General features: G+C 33.8%; 14 protein-coding genes. 3 read left to right on the top strand and 11 right to left on the bottom strand.

What is annotated here, in order from left to right:
* Window positions 1-14: 14 nt before the first annotated feature.
* Genes bamD through H7355_RS12805 form a run of 7 tightly spaced genes read right to left on the bottom strand, consistent with a single transcriptional unit; the run spans window position 15 to window position 6,461 of the window.
* Window positions 15-773, bottom strand: coding sequence for an outer membrane protein assembly factor BamD (gene bamD / locus H7355_RS12835; protein ID WP_186648233.1), 759 nt, complete (start codon window positions 771-773; stop codon window positions 15-17).
* A 40-nt stretch (window positions 774-813) separates the two neighbouring features.
* A complete protein-coding gene (mce, locus tag H7355_RS12830) occupies window positions 814-1,224 on the bottom strand; it encodes a methylmalonyl-CoA epimerase (protein ID WP_186648225.1) in 411 nt (136 codons plus the stop codon).
* A gap of 10 nt (window positions 1,225-1,234) precedes the next feature.
* Complete coding sequence (gene meaB, locus H7355_RS12825; RefSeq protein WP_186648217.1) at window positions 1,235-2,242, bottom strand: methylmalonyl Co-A mutase-associated GTPase MeaB; 1,008 nt, start codon at window positions 2,240-2,242, stop codon at window positions 1,235-1,237.
* 9 nt (window positions 2,243-2,251) lie between these two features.
* Window positions 2,252-2,809, bottom strand: coding sequence for an acetyl-CoA carboxylase biotin carboxyl carrier protein subunit (locus tag H7355_RS12820; RefSeq protein ID WP_186648214.1), 558 nt, complete (start codon window positions 2,807-2,809; stop codon window positions 2,252-2,254).
* 14 nt (window positions 2,810-2,823) lie between these two features.
* Window positions 2,824-4,368, bottom strand: coding sequence for an acetyl-CoA carboxylase biotin carboxylase subunit (accC, locus tag H7355_RS12815; RefSeq protein ID WP_186648211.1), 1,545 nt, complete (start codon window positions 4,366-4,368; stop codon window positions 2,824-2,826).
* A gap of 40 nt (window positions 4,369-4,408) precedes the next feature.
* Window positions 4,409-5,965, bottom strand: coding sequence for an acyl-CoA carboxylase subunit beta (locus H7355_RS12810; protein WP_186648208.1), 1,557 nt, complete (start codon window positions 5,963-5,965; stop codon window positions 4,409-4,411).
* 4 nt (window positions 5,966-5,969) lie between these two features.
* Window positions 5,970-6,461: a cobalamin B12-binding domain-containing protein gene (locus H7355_RS12805; RefSeq protein WP_186648206.1), complete on the bottom strand. Its 492-nt coding sequence runs from the start codon at window positions 6,459-6,461 to the stop codon at window positions 5,970-5,972.
* A 162-nt stretch (window positions 6,462-6,623) separates the two neighbouring features.
* Between H7355_RS12805 and udk the strand changes: the two genes are divergently transcribed.
* On the top strand, window positions 6,624-7,334 hold the full coding sequence (gene udk / locus H7355_RS12800) for a uridine kinase (protein ID WP_186648204.1): 711 nt from the start codon (window positions 6,624-6,626) through the stop codon (window positions 7,332-7,334).
* 7 nt (window positions 7,335-7,341) lie between these two features.
* Here udk and H7355_RS12795 read toward each other — a convergent pair whose 3' ends face one another.
* Entirely contained in the window at window positions 7,342-7,560 is a 219-nt protein-coding gene (locus H7355_RS12795; protein WP_186648202.1) for a hypothetical protein, read from the bottom strand.
* 682 nt (window positions 7,561-8,242) lie between these two features.
* Between H7355_RS12795 and H7355_RS12790 the strand changes: the two genes are divergently transcribed.
* Window positions 8,243-8,788, top strand: a complete 546-nt coding sequence (locus H7355_RS12790) for a hypothetical protein (protein WP_186648200.1) — start codon at window positions 8,243-8,245, stop codon at window positions 8,786-8,788.
* Here the strand turns inward: H7355_RS12790 and H7355_RS12785 are convergent.
* The 3 genes from H7355_RS12785 to H7355_RS12775 all read right to left on the bottom strand — a co-directional run bounded on the left by H7355_RS12785 (window position 8,785) and on the right by H7355_RS12775 (window position 13,759).
* Window positions 8,785-10,362 (bottom strand): ATP-binding protein, encoded by a 1,578-nt coding sequence (locus H7355_RS12785; protein ID WP_186648198.1) that lies wholly within the window; start codon window positions 10,360-10,362, stop codon window positions 8,785-8,787. The two genes, H7355_RS12790 and H7355_RS12785, sit on opposite strands and share 4 nt — an antisense overlap.
* A gap of 174 nt (window positions 10,363-10,536) precedes the next feature.
* Window positions 10,537-12,156, bottom strand: coding sequence for an ABC transporter substrate-binding protein (locus tag H7355_RS12780; protein ID WP_186648196.1), 1,620 nt, complete (start codon window positions 12,154-12,156; stop codon window positions 10,537-10,539).
* Window positions 12,149-13,759: an ABC transporter substrate-binding protein gene (locus tag H7355_RS12775; protein WP_186648187.1), complete on the bottom strand. Its 1,611-nt coding sequence runs from the start codon at window positions 13,757-13,759 to the stop codon at window positions 12,149-12,151. The genes H7355_RS12780 and H7355_RS12775 overlap by 8 nt, the downstream gene beginning before the upstream one ends.
* 693 nt (window positions 13,760-14,452) lie before the next feature.
* Here H7355_RS12775 and H7355_RS12770 point away from each other — a divergent pair.
* Window positions 14,453-16,150, top strand: coding sequence for a hypothetical protein (locus tag H7355_RS12770; RefSeq protein WP_186648185.1), 1,698 nt, complete (start codon window positions 14,453-14,455; stop codon window positions 16,148-16,150).
* Window positions 16,151-16,184 lie beyond the last annotated feature (34 nt).

Raw genomic sequence — 16,184 nt, 5'->3', positions numbered from 1 at the left:
CGCAATATATTGAGTTAAATTTTCTTTCTATACTCTTCAGCTTTTTTCCTAAGCTCATCAGGAGTTGTGTTTTTAAAAGTAATATACTCCTCTGATTTCGGATCTTCCTCTAATTGACTTGCTAAATTTGCATAGCAATCAGCAATGTTTTCATTTGCTTCTGTTATGAGATCTGCATATTGACCATAATTTTTTTTCAAAGATAAATATCTTTCTAGTGCCGCTGAATATTGCTCTTTTCGCCAATAAAAGTCTGCGATAAATTTTTCATGTTCTGCTAATCGTCGGGTTAGAACTTCAATGCGATTTTTAGCATCTTTTACATGTTCAGCATTTTGAAAATTCTTAACGTAGAAGGAATATTTTGCAATCGATTTTTTTGCATTGAGTTGTTCCTTGTCAACTGCAGTTGGAGCTTGGAAATCGTATGCGACAGCTATACGGTAATGGGCAAGAACAACGCTTGGATTATTTGGATTTTTACGAATAAAATCTTCATAAGCAATAATACTTTCGGGGTATCTATCAGCTTGATAATATGCGTCAGCTTGCATGAGGTCTGCTTCAACATTAAATTTTGAATAGGGATAACGGATTCTGTATTCATCTACACTTGTAATAACATCTGTCCAGGATTCGCTTTTATAGGAATTGCGAATGAGCGTGATACCATCATCTTGTGACATCTCTCCAATTGGAATCGTTTGGCAGGAATTCAAGATAAATACAGAAGTACTCAAAGTTAAGAGAGTTATTAAATTGCGGATTTTCATATTCAGTTCTTTTCTGATGACAATAAGCTATGCCTATTAATTATTTATTTTGTTCCTCGACAAGCTCTACGAGCACCCCTCCAGTTGAATGAGGGTGAATAAATATGATGCGTGTGTTGTGTGCGCCATATCGTGGAACTTCATCAATAAGACGAATATTGTTTTTTTTCAAATGATCAATCCACTCATCTAAATTATCGACTTCAAGAGCGATGTGCTGCACACCAGAGCCTTTTGATTCTAGGAACTTAGCTATCGGACTGTCACTAGAAGTTGCTTCAAGAATTTCAAGTCGTGAATTTTCAGCTCTGATAAATTGCACACTCACCTTTTGCTCTTCAACAATTTCAGAACCCTCTTTGTCTAAATTTAGAATGCCATGGAAAAATTTAACTGACTTTTCTACATCTTTAGGAACAATTCCTAAATGACTTATCCTTTTGATGATCATTTTCATTCCTTTATTTATGAATGTATTTTGCATAAAAGTTTTTAGCTAAAGCCATAGCAGTTGTTTTTCCTTGAGCAAGCTCATCAATTTCATATTCGGGAATATTATCTATTTCCTCTTTAAAATTCAGTTCTGTCATGATTAATATATTTTGTAATATTTCTCTTCGTAATCTTAAATTGCGAAGAGTTTTTCCTTTATTATGTTTGTTTTCATATTCAGAATGTAAGAATATCTGCTCAACAATTTCTTTAATTCCTTGATTGTGAGAAGCGGAGCTTTTTAACACAGGGGGACACCATCCTTCTGATTCAAGTGGCATCGTATTTTCTTTAATTTCTTGCACCATTCTTGAAGGATCTGACAAATCACATTTGTTAATAATATAAATATTCGCCAATTGTAAGATTCCAGCTTTCATCAGCTGAATCTCATCGCCACTATTTGGCATTAAAACAAGCAATGTCGTGTCAGCAAGATTGATGATATCGCTTTCGCTTTGACCAATTCCAACAGTTTCTACTAAAATATAATCAAATTCTAAAAGTGTTGCTAAACGGATAGCGCTGCGTGTTGCTTTTGCAACTCCGCCCAGTGCTCCGCGTGAACCCATTGAGCGGATAAAAACGTGTGAATCGCGAAAGTGATCCTGCATGCGAATCCGATCGCCCAAAATAGCTCCACCTGAAAGAGTGGAGGATGGATCAACGGCAAGCACAGCGACGCTTTTGTTTTGTGCACGTAATTCTCTGACAAATAGATTTGTTAAAGTTGATTTTCCTGCACCAGGTAAACCTGTAATCCCTACGACACGCGTTTTATTAGATTTATTTTCTGCAAGTTGAATGCCAGCGTGGGAGAGGAGCTTAGGAGCTAGCAATGGATCATTTTCGACAAATGAAATTGCTTTACTCAATGCACGAATCCGCGAACGCCATAGTTCCACATTTGGTAAAGTTTTTTTACCAATAAGTAGTTCAACAAGTGAATTCAATTCTATGGATTGTTGTATTTTCATTTTGTAACCTTAATTTGCAGCAACAATACTTAAAAGTAAATCCCCTGCATTCACATTATTACCTGCAATTATATTTAAATTTGCTATTTTACCATCGCATTCAGCAAGAATACGATTCTCCATTTTCATTGCTTCAATAATAACTAAGGCATCACCTTCTTTTACCATAGAATCATTTTGAACAAGTATAGAAATTATTTTTCCAGTCATGGGTGATTTCATATCTCCACCCCCAAAATTACTCACTGATATTTTTGGTTTAACGGCTCTAATGGGAGTAACATGAAAATAATTATGTGTTAGTAATCCTTGGTTTTTAAAGGCAATTCTATAATAATCATTTCTTTTCTTTGTTTTTATTTTTTCTATACGAACTATTTTATTATTTATTAAGTAACTTCGGCCATCAGCAAGAAGGCAAACTGAATAATTTTTAGGATTATCATTTTCCTCTGATAAAGTAACTGAAAAGAAATCGCCGTTCGCTAAGTGAGTGAGATCCGTTGTACAAGAAATCTCTACTTGAAAATTCTTTGTGTTAGAATTTTTTTGCACATTCATTTTCATTTATTGAACTCCATTTATCTTCGTGTGCTTTCATTTAAAAAAGCAATCTTCCATGGTTCTTGACTTTCAATTATTGTATGTGGTCTTGCTTCGCCATGAGTTTTATTTTCAACTATTTTTATAGCAATAGCACACGCTTCAAAAACTGATATGTCATCTCTTTTTTCTTCAACTTCTTCAAGTAGGTGTTCATTTTCTTCAATAAATTTTGTGGAGTAATTTCCTGCAAGGAAATCTTTGTTTTCAAGAAGAGCTTGATGAAAAGGAATTGTGGTTTGAATACCTTCGATGTGAAATTCATTTAAAGCACGTTTCAATTTATTCATTGCATCAGATCTATTGAATCCATAGACAATTAATTTTGCGATCATTGAATCATAAAATTCGGGTATTTTATAACCAGTGTAAATATGTGAATCTACACGGATGCCAGGACCTGCAGGAAATTCTACTTCCTCGACAGTACCAGGGTCTGGTCTAAAATTGTTATACGGATCTTCTGCATTGATTCTTGCCTCAAACGCCCATCCTCGGATTGAGAGATCTTTTTGCTCAAATGGAATTTTTTCTCCCATAGCAATTTTTAATTGCATTTGTAAAAGATCTACTCCAGTGATCATTTCTGACACGGGATGCTCAACTTGAATACGTGTATTCATTTCCATAAAATAAAATTGAGTTGGGGATTCTAAAATAAATTCAACTGTTCCAGCGTTGACATATCCCACGCTTTTTGCTGCTTTGACAGCAATATCTCCCATCTTTTTTCTAGTTTCTTCGTTGATATAACTTGATGGTGCCTCCTCAATTAATTTCTGATGCCTTCTTTGAATTGTGCAATCTCTTTCATATAAATGCACAATATTTCCATAGCTATCAGCTAGAATTTGAAATTCAATATGTCGAGGATGTTCAATATATTTTTCACAAAATACATCTGCATTTCCAAAGTAACTTAGAGCTTCTTTTTGGCAGGAGTTAAAAGCTTGACCGAGATCTTTATCAGAGCGAACCACTCTCATTCCTCTTCCGCCCCCACCTGCAGCGGCTTTTAAGATTATTGGATATCCTATTTTTTGTGCAGTTTCTTTTAATTCTTTTATATCTTTTAAAGGATCGTTTTTCCCTGGGCAACAAGGCACTCCAGCTTCTGTTACCTTTTTTTTTGCGACTGTTTTATCGCCCATTGTATGGATTGCGAGTGGAGATGGGCCAATCCAAATTAGATTTGCAGCAAGAACAGCATTGGCAAATTCAGCATTTTCAGAGAGAAAGCCAAACCCAGGATGCACAGCTTCTGCTCCTAATTCTTTCGCTGCATTTATAATATTATCAATTATTAAATAACTTTCGTTACTGGGACCGTTGCCAATACAGACTGCAGCATCGGCAAGCGCGACATGTCTCGAATTGAGATCTGCTGAGGAATAAATTGCCAAAGGACTTAAATCTAAGTCTCGACACGCACGAATTATGCGCACAGCAATTTCACCTCTGTTTGCTATGAGGACTTTTTTAAATGGTTTGTATTTTAGATCATAATTTTTTTTCTGACTCATTCGCTTCGCCTTTAATTAAAAATGAAAATATATAGCATTATTAAAGAGGAATATTGCCATGTTTTCTTTTAGGTAAATTCTTTCGCTTATTTTTATTTATTAATAGTGCATTTATTAGATATTTTCTTGTTAATTTAGGTTCGATAATATCATCTAAAAATCCTTTTTGCGCTGTTACATATGGATTTGCAAAGGTGTCTTTATAATTTTGAATAAGTTCTTTTCTTTTTTCGTCAGGATTTGAGGCCTTAGAAATTTCATTTTTAAAAATAATATTGCATGCACCTTCTGGCCCCATCACAGCAATTTCAGCTGTTGGCCAAGCAATATTGTAATCAGCACCTATATGTTTTGAATTCATGACATCATAAGCGCCTCCATAAGCCTTCCGAGTTATTACTGTAAAGCGTGGGACTGTAGCTTCACTAAAGGCATACAGTAATTTTGCACCATGCTTAATAATTCCTCGCCATTCTTGATCTGTTCCTGGTAAAAAACCTGGGACATCGGTGAAGACGATGAGGGGAATATTAAATGCATCACAAAAACGTACAAATCTTGCTGCCTTAATACTCGCATTGATATCAAGCACCCCTGCTAAGTTCATTGGGTCATTTGCAACAATTCCGATTGAGTTACCGTTTAAACGAGCAAAACCAATGATCATATTTTTAGCAAATGAGGTTTGTAATTCTAGAAATGAGTCTAAATCACAAACTCTTTTTATAACTTCACGCATACTGTAAGGTTGGTTTGGATTATCTGGAATTATAGAGTTGAGTTCTGGATCAGCTCTATCGACAGGATCTGTTGATGGAATAATTGCAGGACTTTCTAAGTTATTTTGAGGAATATAGCATAATAATTTTTTTATAAAAGAAATCGTTTGATATTCATCGATACACGATGCGTCTGCAACTCCACTTTTGCTGTAATGAGTATCAGCTCCCCCAAGCGTTTCAAAATCAACATCTTCCCCCGTGACTGTTTTAATCACATCTGGTCCTGTGATGAACATATGTGAAGTCGTTTGAGTCATGATTATAAAATCAGTTATAGCGGGTGAATAGACAGCTCCACCAGCGCAAGGCCCAAGTATGGCACTAATTTGTGGAACGACACCGCTGGCAAGGGTGTTGCGATAAAAAATGTCTGCATACCCCCCAAGACTTGAAACACCTTCTTGAATGCGTGCTCCACCGCTGTCATTTAAACCTATAATGGGTGTTCCATTTTGAATGGCGAGTTCCATGACTTGACAGATCTTCTTCGCATGCATTTCACCAAGAGAACCACCTAATACGGTAAAATCTTGGGCAAAAACATAAACTGATCGTCCCCCAATCGTCCCATAGCCCGTGATCACTCCATCCCCTAAAAACTTTTGTTTTTCTAAGCCAAATTGATCGCAATTGTGGGTAACAAATGCTCCGAGCTCGACAAATGAGCTGGGATCGAGCAACTCATAAATACGCTCTCTCGCAGTCATTTTTCCTTTTTCATGCTGGGCTTCGATTCTTTTTGCCCCACCACCTTCAAAAGTTTTAACTCGAACTTCTCTTAATTTTTTTATGGATCCTTCGGTTGAAAGTGTCATTTTTTTATCCTTCAAGAATTTTTTTTATTTCGATAATTACATCTTCGACGCGGGTGCCTGGGGTGAAAATGGCCTTTACCCCTAAGGATTTAAGATGAGGAATGTCAGTGTCTGGTATCACTCCGCCACCAAATACAGGTATGTCTTCACCACCATTTAGCTTTAAAGCGTCCAAAAGCTTAGGAAAGAGAGTATTGTGCGCACCAGATAAGAGTGAAAGACCTACGAGATCGACGTCTTCTTGCACTGCGGTCATTGCAACATCTTCAGGTGATTGACGAATTCCAGTGTAAATGACTTCCATGCCTGCATCACGGAGTGCGCGGGCTATGTATTTTGCTCCTCGATCATGTCCATCTAGTCCGCATTTGGCAATGAGAATACGTGGGATTTTCGCAAATGAAACACCACCCAAAATATGAGTTCCTGAATTATCTTCATGGTTTGCGCATACCTGCAGAGAAAAATTTGCTGTAGAGCAGAGGATTGACTTCATAAATAAAGATCCCTGTAATGAGTAACTATAAAAGCTGAGTACATGGGTAAGTGTAGTTATTGATTTGATTTTTGCAACATTTTAGAAAGGTCACTTGCATTTGTATGCATTTGGGGCTAAAAATCTGCTGTTTTGGAAAATATTTACAAAGGAAGTTGAATTATGTGGCAAAAACACGCATACAAACTGCATTCTCTTGAGCATAAAGTGCGAAAAGCGAAGGGAATGACACACGCAGGTGACAGTGGCATTTCTCAACCCTATGTAATTGGTGTCTGTGGGGGATCCGGCAGTGGTAAAACCACTTTCTGTCGACAGTTAGTGAATTTTTTAGGAAAAGATCACGTTTTACACATCAGTCAAGATGCATATTATAAAGATTTAACTCACCTTTCTTTTGAACAGCGCCAACAAATTAATTTTGATCATCCAGATATTATCGAATTTTCTCTATTAGTTTCCCATTTAGATGAACTTGCAATTGGCAAATGTGTGACCTTGCCTATGTATGATTTTGCCAAACATTGCCGTTTGATTGGTAATCAAATTGTAACTCCCAAACCGATAGTGATTGTTGAAGGTGTTTTATTATTTAACGATTCAGATACTGAGAAAAGAATAAATCATAAAATATTTATTGATGCACCTGAAGAAGTTAGATTCGAAAGACGATTAAAAAGAGATGTAAGAGAAAGAGGTAGAACGGCAGAGTCTGTGCAAAATCAATTCAAAGCCACCGTAAGTCCGATGCATAATATTTACGTAGAACCAGGAAAGAATAAAGCAGATCTTGTTGTCTCAGGTGAGCAATCTTTTGAACCTATTATTGCAGAACTTTCTTTAAAAGTACTACGTGAAGTCTGGGCAAATTGATAGTGCTTTAAATTGTTTCTGGTAATCGTCTGAACTTTTCTTTTTTAATTGATCGATAAATTTTTAACACTTGTTTTTTGTCTTTAAAGCATTCTTGGCTTGAATAATGTGATTGATAAAAATATTCATGCTTAAAATAATTATAAAAATAATCAAGCTGCATGTTTGATAAGTTTCTTAAAGAGCAAATAGGATCTTCGTAAATCTTATTGATTAAAGCTTCCATTTTATCCTCCTAAAGGCAATATAAAATACAAATTGAATTTAAATATATTTTATTAGAAAATATTTTATTAAGTAATACGAAAATAAACTCTATTAATTATACTAACAATAGTCTTATTAAGCGTATTGAATATGTTTGATGTTATAGAGATAGACCCAAATTTTTATTAAGTCTATCTTTAATTAGAATATAAGTTGCATGCATGAATTTTAGCAAGATTTAATCAGTGAATATGTAAGGTTGGAGACAAACTTGTCTGGTCTAATGTTTTTATGGTTAAAATATAAAAAAAGTATTTTGGGTTTATTAAAAATTAAATTTTAAATTTATTATTAATCATGCGTAAAATAAAAAAGTCACTTTTGTATTCATTTTATTTATAAGAAATAGAAAAAATAAATAAGTATGAATACTTAGGGTGTCATTCTGCGATACAAGGAAACGGTTTAAAAGGACCACGAAACACAAAATGATCGATAAACGATCATTTTTGAGATTGAAAAAAAGTAATTAATAAAAAATACAATTGATTTATTATGGGTAGCATTGCAATAAAGTATAAAAAATATTTGTATTTTTGTGAAGTCTGTGCTTTAATCCGAGAAAGAAAAAAGCTTTTTCTCGATTGAAGATCATCTTTTAAATCGTGTTTTTCAAATATTATTATAAAAATGAGTTTAAAATGGAAATAATTGTCGCTAACAATATTGTACATAAATTAAACCAAATGCTGCTTGTTATTTCGGGCAATTCAGATAATCAATTTAAAATTAAAGCCCTAAAGGAATCAAGTTCACAAGTTGAATATTTTCTGACATTTTCTTTAGAGTCTCGAGAGGAAATGGCGCATAGACTTGGAATCAGTCTAAAGACTTTACAAAGGATTTATGAAAATCCTATCAAAATTCTAGATGACTATATTCTTGTGACAAGGTTAAGTGAATATTTTGGAATCACTTATCCAGAATTGATTCAGATTTTTTTTATGACGACAAATCAGGATTTACATTTAAACGAAAATACATCTGAATTTTTAAAAGAAATTATTCAAATTGATAAAGAATTATCCATTGAATCACGCAGAGAACTTGTGCGTATTTTAGTACTTATCAGAAGACTAAAAATACCTATGGAAAAGTTTTCTTTAATTGCTCGAAAAATGATCCATAAAAAATGCTTTTTTGGTGAGAACTTTACCCGAATTAAGAATTTAGTTGATAATTTCTAGACTATCCCTTTCTCTTTCTCATCGATCATGGTTTGCAATTCAAAGTATGAAATATGTTTTTTCTGAAAAAATAAATCTATTTTTTCTCTCATGTATACTGGAATATTTTCTTGTATTTTTTCATTAAAACCTGTGCATAATATTAGCTTTCCTGAAAACTCTTCTTCCTCATTTTCAAGCCCGCCGATCAAATTGGAATTTATAAAATTAACGCCGTTGCCAAAATCGAAATCGGAAACAATAGCTTTAACTTTTGAAAGAAATGGGCGCTCATTTATTTTTTCTTCATCTAGAAAATAAAAGAATTCATCTGGTGTCTTAAATAGAAATATTTTTGCATCTGTCATTCGCTTTTTCCAACCACGCCATATCATTTCGTTGTCTTCGAGAACGACCACCCACGGCAAGTTCTCAGAAGTGAGTGGATTTGGGACAGGTTGTTCTTTTTCAAACAGGCATGGAATAGTCATAGACTTTATTAGATTAAACTTTTCATCCGAAACATTTAATTCAAATATAAAGCAGGTTTTCTCTTGTTTTGACAAAATCAAATCGCTACCTGATTTTTTTAATATTTCTTTCAGATTTTTTAGACCAATTCCATGTCCTTCTTTTTTGTTAGAATATCCTTGAAATATTTTTTCGCGGTTAATTTTCTCAATGGGTATACCATCATTGCTTATTTTGAAAACAATTCTTTTATGGGTGCGGAAAGAACTGCACTGTTTAATATCAACATGAATTTTTTTAGTGCCAAGACTATCGTGGGTCGCATTTTTTAAAATCGTATTATAAATCAAGTATAAGGTGGTTTTGTCAAAGCGTAATTTATTTCTGATGGATATACTGCAAGTAAGTTTGATCTTACTATTGCCTATACCATTCCAAACATCCTGTAATATATCGAGTGGATTTAAACTTTCAATTAAAATAGATTTTAAAGTGATTTGCGCTACTTTATTGTGATGCAAGACAGCTTGGAGAGTCGTGTCAAAGTCCGATGGGTATTTTAAGATATTTTCTTGATTGATAAGTTCATGCTCAATCATATTTTTTACATTTTCAAGCGTTTGTGAGGCAAGATCTCGGGCAGTATTCTGTTCAATTTTTCTTTTGAAAAGAAAAATAGGGATAGGTAAAATAGCAAGTAATATTAGATAAACATAAAAATTTAAAATAAAAAAGGCTTCAATAAATGTTGAATCATGTTTTATGAAGTCATAATCTAAGATTTTTTTATAAAATTTAAGGGTGTATTTTTTATTTTTACTCACCTTATCCGCATTTATTTTATATGAATAGATTGGGAAATTTACTGATATAATTAGGTAATCATTGTAGATCAGCATTGATGGATATTTTTTTCTAAAATCATAATCAAAAATATATTTAACATTTTCATAGAGAGAAGAAGTATTCGTATGCCAGAGAGGAAAATCCCCAGCAACACAAGGTTCGCACTCCCAAATTTCTGCAGCAAAATATTTACTTTTTTCTACTCTTTCGTAAACATTGATAGATGAAGCCACTTCAACTAAACGTTTATATGCTTCGAGTGAGTAATTGTTTTGCATGAGATATTCTGTGTAGCCATAGGTCGAGAGATAATAATCTTTTAATTGCGAGGAGGTGAAAAAAATATTAATAACCACAATTATGATAGAGATAACAAAAGAAGGTATATATATGTATATGAAATAGAAAATATTAAATTTCATAAATTTTCAATACCCTTAAAATATTTATTATTAATCGTGTGCTTTTATCTCCCAAAGTAATAGCTTTGAGCCATTGGGTTGTAAGCCTAGGCTTGCAATTTTTCGTGTGTCGTATGAAACCACCATACGGGTATTTGCCACTATGACCATAATATTATTTTTGGTAAAGTATTCGCTTAGTTTTTGCGTGTAAAGTGGTCCATTGCTCATGTATTGTGTGGATGCCAAGAACAATTCATCGAATTTGCGATCGTTCGGATATTCTCGCACATAGATGGGGCTTTTATAAAAGAAGGCAAAATTGCGGTTGGGATCGTCGCTGGCAAAGGCAAAGCCGGACCAGAAAATAGCGTTCGGATCATTTTCTCTGAATTCGGTGTAGTTTGGATCGGTTTCCAAAAATTCGACTTCGAGCCCAATTTTACTAAGTTGTGCTTTGACTTCACGAATATAATCCAGGGAATTGATATTTGCCCAAAAGGTTGGGATAGCTATTTTTTTATTCTTCCACAGATGATGAGGAACGCTTTCAAGAAATTTTTTTGCTTCAGTAATATTTTGTTTTTGAATTTCTATTTTTGCTCGGTACTCTTTGTACCAGCCGAAATTGGGCAGCATCTGGTCTTCTGGAGTCATCTCTCCATGCAGAGAAAGGCGCGCAATTTTTTCCCGGTCCAGCGCAAGGGATAAAGCTTTGCGGAAGTTGGGATTGCTTCCTAGTTCTGATTGATAATTAAAAATAAAGCCCATATTGGAAGATATATTTGGAAAGATAATTTTTTTATCATAGGGCGATAATCCCCGTTTTGGACCTTCAAGTGACATTTTAACATCGCCGATATCTTCCACCGAAAAAATTAGCATTATATATTTGGGGATATTCTTTACTGCACGAACACGTTCTAAGGTAAATTTAAAATTCTTATAATCGGCGCTGATCACCCTATATTTGCCAAAGCCAACAGGATATTTTTTCCAGTGAATATATTGATCATCGAATTCTTCTATGGGTACGATGGGGATTCTACCTTCAGAGGCTTTTTGGAAAAAGAAATTATTTTCTCTTTTAAAATGAAAAACAATATTATAGATATCTTTAACATTTATTCCTTTTATAATACCTGACGGATAGCGAATTCCGTTAACTGTAATATAATTTATTTTGTTGTTAGCTGTATTTTCAATGTCGATCAGATCGTTTAAAATAGAAGAAGCAAAATCGAATTTTTTTATCAATGGCTGTCTTAAGAAAGAAAATTCTATGTCATAGGCAGTCACTTCACGCCCATTGTGAAAACGGATACCTTTTTTTAAAGTTGCAATGCAGTTAGCCGATTCACAAATATAATCTTTTAAAAGAGTTGTTTCATCGGCTTTTTCTACGTTTCGCAAGTGATTTATATTAGCTAAACTCCCATGCACAGCTGTGCTAAAAGTTTCTGAAACATGCACTGTGATGGAGTTGTCATCTCCCCAAGGAATTTGGGGGAATTCAGACATATTGACTGTAATCACTTCATTATTGTTTATTTGAATAAAGTCTGCGTACAATTTGCTTTTATTATTACCTATAAAATATATTAAACCTGCAAATAATGTTAGAGCAAAAAATATTAAAGGGATTTTCAAATGATATTTCATTTTAATCATTCATCTTTACTTTCCAGATTTCAAACTTAATTCCACTGTACTGTTCACCTAAAGAGGCAATTTTTTTGCTATCGTAGGCGTAGGATACTCTTTGGTTAAATAAAATAACCATAATATTATTTCTTGTGAAATATTCGCTCAATTTTTTAGTCGATTCAGATATTTTCGAAGAATTGGCAGAGGATTCCTGAAAAAGTCTTTCGTATTCAGGATCCGTTGGGTATTCATGGGCAAAGTACGAACCTTTGAGGAAGTGGGCAAAGTTTTTATTTGGGTCATCGCTGGCAAAGGCAAAGCCTGTGAACCAAAGGACATTTTCATCACCATCCTTGAATTTATCATAACCTTCCACGTTGCTTTGAAATTCAACCTTCAATCCCAATTCTTTTAACTCCGTTTTTATCTCTTGAATATATGGCAGGGTATTGACGTCTTTTGCATCTTCCCAGTAGCAGGGGATTGTAAGGATTTTATTTTGCCAGAGCTCATGCGGTACTTTATTTAATAATTCCTTTGCTTGCGCAAGATCCTGTTGCTGGACTGGAATATCTGCACGGTAATTCTTTTGCCAACCAAAATTGGGGAGCATTTGATCTTCCGGTATGAGCTCCTTATGTATTCCCTTAGCCGCTATTTTTTCCCTGTCTAGTGCGAGGGAAATGGCTTTACGGAAGTTTGGATCCTGTCCAAGTTTTGTTTGATAATTAAAAAGAAATCCACCATTAGAGTATATATTTGGGAAAATAATGATTTTATCATTTGCTTGAGTTCCTCGTTGCGTCCCACCCAAGAGCATTTTTATGTCGCCAACGTCATTGTCAGCGTAAAATAACTTTATATTGCTAGGAATATTTTCTTTAGGATTGACTTTTTTTAAAAAATACTCGTGGTTGGCCATAATCGCATTGACAACTTTGTATTTACCAAAGCCAATAGGGTATTTCTTCCACTTTTTATAATCGTCTGTCAATTCTTCAATTGGCACGATAGGCAAATGGGCTGAGGAAATTCTTTGGAAAAAAAACTTATTCTTCCGTTTGAGATGGAATTTTAAATTATAATTGTCAATGACTTCAATGCTTTTTAACAGTCCTGTCGGGTACAGAATGCTATTTTTTTGCACAAGTTCTTTCCTTTTTAAAGGAGACATTACATTCCCATTTTTATCTTCTATACCTTCTAAATCTTCCAGTAAAGTGTATGCAAATGTTGCTTCCGGTTTTTCAAATAAATCTTTGATAAGAGAAAATTCAACATCATACGCAGAGACCTCGCGCCCATTGTGAAAATAAATTCCCTTTTTGACGTTGGCATAACAGGTTTTTTCTGTACAAAAAGAACCACTCAGCAAAGTATTTTGATTGACGGCATTTTCCATATTGAAATCACCAAAGGGGATAAGGTTGCCATGCACCGCCTCGGTAAATGTCTCGAGCACATGCACAGGTGCTCCTTCTTCATCCCAAGGAATAGAGGGGGCTGCGGCCATATTTATGCTTAATATATCCTTATGATTAGCAGTGAAATTAGTTTTAACTGTGAAAAAAATGAGAGCCAAAAAAACGATTGAAATTAAAATATAAAGTTTTTTCTTAATCTTCATGACTTTTTTTCCTCTACTAAATAGTGAGCGGTTGCTGCTCAACATATGTAATTGGTTGTGTTTTAGCACCAATATTTTAATTTGTAATTTTTATCTTATCTTATTAGCAATAAACTCTGGTTATGGATAAATGTTTTTTAATGATTCAGAATATATATTTAGAAAAAAAGAGTTAAAATATTTTTACTTATAAAAATGCGGATAAATTTTAAAAATTTCATATATATTTAATATTTTAAGTCTTTTCATGTTTTCTAATAAATGCTTACTGCAATTTGCTTGGGCGCAGTCTTAGATGTAATCAAAGCTTTATTCTTGCAAGCACAAGGTGCAGAAGATTTTATCGCTCATTCACTAAAGGAGAATCGTTTGGTGAGTCTGAGTGTAAAACAATAAAATATTGTTTTACACTCAGATTCTATAATAATCCTTTGTCTTGATTTTAATCCTGTTCATTTATATCAAGTATGCTTCACTTACATTTATTTAAAACTATTCTAGTATATAGTCATTGATAAATTAAAAATAAGTTTTAAAATATTAAATTTTAAATAAAAAAAATTATATTAATTATAAAATATTTTTTCCCCATTTTATTTATATAAATCATATCTTCTTAGTTGACAAATTTTGTTTCATCAATAGCATGATCTACTCACAGTTTTATTTTAAAAATTTATAGGAGAGCCTCGAATGAAGCTTTATACGTTTTGTTCTATATTTGCTTTAATACCGACTTTGTCTTTTGCAATACCAAAGTTCGAAACAACCTCACTGCCATTGCCAACAAATATAAAAATGGATGAGGCTGATAAATTGGCAATAAATTTTATTGTAGGTCTCTCGGTTCATCAAGATTCAAGCGATCCGAATCAATACTATTATGTTCCAAAATTTAAAGCGGTTAATTATGAAGACGGCTCACTTTCCTATACAAATAATGTAGAATCTGTTTCAAGTTATTCGCAAATAAAAGAAATATCAGACAAGAAAAGTAGCATTATAGTTGATGAATACTTTACGGCATTAAATTCAAGAGATCAGTGGCAACTCGCACTGGATGCAGCAAAACGAGAAAATAATCAAGATAAAATAGATAGATTTAAAATCTACCTGAAAGAGGCAGAAGATAAACTGAATGCAATTAATATTAAAAATAATCAGTATACGAGTTTATTACCAGTTGGATTAGTTAAAACAATGAATAATAAAATATCTGATTTATTTTCATATGCAGGCTTTCCATTTAGCCTCCCTGATAATGAGCCAATTGAAACAACAAATTATAGAATTCGTGAAACCACAGCTCAAATAGTTTCGTCGAATGGAGGTTCTTTAACTTCAAATATTATTGCTGGGTTTTCCAGTGATGAAATAAATTATATTAGAATTTATAAAACAAAATATGCGCCAAATATAAAAATATCATTATTACCAGTCGATAAAATTACTTTCAAACCTCTAACTGAATTAGTTTATGACTCTTCTGGGAAAAAAACTCTAAGTAACGGAACTCCCCTCTATTTAAAAATGGGAGGAGGAGGAAATTTTACAGGTTCAACCATAAATTTTGATCTAACAGTCGCTGGTTCACTAGCTTTTGCAAGAAGAAATGGTCCATTTATTTTACCTGTTTCTTTAAATGCAACAACTTCACTCAAACTCGAACCCTTTCATGCGATCTTGAATTGTGACTTTAGTACAGGATGGTCTTTAAAAGGTAGGGCTGATGTTCGAGATGGACTTGTTGTCTATAATAATGACGTCACTATGAATATGGACGGAACAGATACGAGTACGGGTGGATGTAAAATGAATCTTATCAGTGGCGATATAAATTCAGCGTCATATGGGGTTCTAAAAGCGTTAGATGCTGAGCTAACAAGTTTGCAAATTAAGAAAACGCTTCTTGCTGCTGAAGATAAGAAAGCATATTGGGAGTCCGTGCAAAGAGATGTGCAAAATAATAGACATTCAGGAGCGAATTCAGGTTTTCAAAATGTATTTGCAGCCTTTACGAGAAGTGGATGGGTTGGAGCATTTGTCAGTGCATTTTCAGCAGCTTCCAATTTTTATTGGCATACAAATATTCAAAATGTTAATATGCTATCAAATGTAAAAATTCATAAAGAAATTATTGAAACAGGAAGTACGAAAGCAGAAATTCCTATCGCAGCTGACATTTGTTATGTGTGGAACACAAAAATTAAAGCATATAAAACTTGTACTCCAGAGCAACAAACCTTAGCAGTTCCATTAACCGATGCAGCACAACAAGCGGCAAAATCTACTGCTTGTTCAGGTGTGTCTGATGCGGTTCAATGTGGTGAAAGAAGGAACGATAGAGCTCCAGTGGATCAAAATGGAGACATTTTACCAGGTAGTTTCTAATACTAAAGAAAAAATAATAAATGAAATGAACTTA

It is taken from the genome of Fluviispira vulneris (assembly GCF_014281055.1).
GTDB classification, from domain to species: Bacteria; Bdellovibrionota_B; Oligoflexia; order Silvanigrellales; family Silvanigrellaceae; genus Silvanigrella; species Silvanigrella vulneris.
Note: the sequence above shows the minus strand (reverse complement) of the source record. Positions and strands in the feature narration are given on the sequence as shown.